The 1686-nt window shown below is 70.6% G+C and carries 1 protein-coding gene; it reads right to left on the bottom strand.

The genetic code is table 11. The features are described 5' to 3' along the window. A partial coding sequence (locus tag ACSNOH_RS34695) for a condensation domain-containing protein (protein ID WP_436725429.1) occupies positions 1-1686 on the bottom strand: 1686 nt, incomplete at both ends.

Here is a 1686-nt window from a genome sequence, read left to right as displayed (position 1 = left end):
CCCACCAACCAATGCGCCAACCGATTCGCCCGCGCATTCAACTCCCCATACGACAAAGACTCCTCACCGCACACCACAGCGGTCGCACGGGGAGTGCGCTTGGCCCGGGCCTGGAAGAGTTCTGCCAGCGTCACGTCGGACTCCGGTCGCCGCTCGTCGTTCTTCCGCCCTGCCAGCACCTGTTCACGCTCCTCGGAAGTCAAGATGTCCGCCTTCTCCACACGCCGGCCCGGGTCGGCGACAACGGTTCGCAGCAGCCGCACCCAGCGGGCCATCAGGGTGTCGACGGTGGCCTGGTCGAACAGGTCGGTGGCGTACTCGACGAAGCCGGTCGCGCCGGCCGGATCGCCGTCGTCACCATGCTGTTCGGTGAGTGAGATCAGCAGGTCGAAGCGGGCCGTGCCCACGTCGGCCGTCTCGGCCCGGACCGTCAGGTCCGGGAGGGCGAACTCGGCGCGCGGTGAGTTCTGCAGGGCCAGGGCCACCTGGAACAGCGGGTGGTGGGCGGCCGACCGCCGGGGGTTGACCGCCTCGACCACGTACTCGAAGGGCACGTCCTGGTGCGCGTACGCGGCCAGGCTCGTCTCACGGACGCGCTCGATCAGCTCGCCGAAGGCCGGGTTGCCAGAGGTGTCCGTACGAAGCACCAGGGTGTTGACGAAGAAGCCCGCCAGGCCGTCCAGCGCCTCGTCCGTGCGCCCGGCGACGGGTGCTCCCAGAGGGATGTCCGTGCCGGCACCCAGCTTGGTGAGCAGAGCGGCCAGTGCGGCCTGCAGCACCATGAAGAGCGTGGCGTCGCAGCGCCGTGCCAGCCGCTCGAGGTCCCGGTGGAGTTCGGCGTCGAACGAGAAGGGGGTGTGCGCCCCGCGGTAGGAGGCGGTGGCGGGCCTCGGCCGGTCCGCCGGCAGTGCGAGCGTTTCGGGGAGGCCGGCGAGCTGCTGTTTCCAGTACGCGATCTGCCGGGCGAAGGCGCTGCCGGGGTCGGTCTCGTCACCGAGCAGGTCGCGCTGCCAGAGGGTGTAGTCCGCGTACTGCACCGGCAGCGGCTCCCACGACGGCTCACCACCCGACCGCCGGGCCGTATAAGCAGCAACGAGATCCCTCGCCAGCGGACCCATCGACCAACCATCACCCGCAATGTGGTGGATGAGCACCAGGACGGCGTGTTCGGCCGGGCCGGTGTGCCAGGACCAGGCTCGTACGGGAAGCTCCGAGCTCAGGTCGAAGGGGTGCCCGGCCGCCTCGATCAGGGCGGTGTGCAGGTCCTCCTGCGGGGAGATCCGCCGGGACTCCCAGGGGACCCGGGCCTCCGCCGGCTCCAGCACGCGCTGCCTGGGGCGGCCCGCCGTTTCCGGGAACACGGTGCGCAGTGCTTCGTGGCGCAGTACCACGTCGTCGAGCGCGTCGCGCAGGGCCTGCTCGTCGAAGTCGCCCGCCAAGTGGAAGACGAGGGGCATGTTGTAGGTGGCGGAGGGACCTTCGAGTTTGTGCAGGAACCACAGGCGTTGCTGGGCGAACGACAGGGGTACGGGCTCCTGCCGGCTCCCTGTCCGGGCGGTGAGGGCGGGGCGCGCGTCGACGGCTTGCTGGACGCGGTGGGCGAGGCCCGCGGGGGTGGGGGTCTCGAAGAGAGCCCGGATGGGGAGTTCGACGCCGAGGACGGTGCGGATGCGGCTGATGAGGCGG

The sequence above is a fragment of the Streptomyces sp. URMC 127 genome (genome assembly GCF_051386535.1).
Lineage (GTDB): Bacteria > Actinomycetota > Actinomycetes > Streptomycetales > Streptomycetaceae > Streptomyces.
This window is presented reverse-complemented; position numbering and strand designations above follow the sequence as displayed.